The sequence below is a fragment of the Belnapia arida genome (assembly GCF_016773205.1).
In the GTDB taxonomy this organism is placed as follows: domain Bacteria; phylum Pseudomonadota; class Alphaproteobacteria; order Acetobacterales; family Acetobacteraceae; genus Belnapia; species Belnapia arida.
On record NZ_JAETWB010000237.1, the window covers coordinates 1 to 228 of the forward strand.

The 228-nt window shown below is 56.6% G+C and carries 1 protein-coding gene; it reads left to right on the forward strand.

What is annotated here, in order from left to right; genetic code table 11:
- Nucleotides 1-107 precede the first annotated feature (107 nt).
- On the forward strand, nucleotides 108-228 hold a 121-nt coding region (locus JMJ56_RS33535), incomplete at its 3' end, for a DnaJ domain-containing protein (protein WP_202836170.1).

The following is a 228-nucleotide window of genomic DNA, read 5'->3' on the forward strand; positions in this document are numbered from 1 at the left end:
TGACGAGGATGACGAGACGCCGCGTAACGAGTGACGGCGATCTTGGCCGACTACGATGAGGCCACCATGACCGCAAATCCGACGATGGCCAGGGAGGGAGGAATTAGATGAGTACCAAGGACTGGGCTGAGAAGGATTACTACAAGATCCTCGGTGTCTCCAAGGACGCGAAGCCCGAAGAAATTAAGAAGGCGTTCCGCAAGATCGCCCGGGACAACCATCCCGACT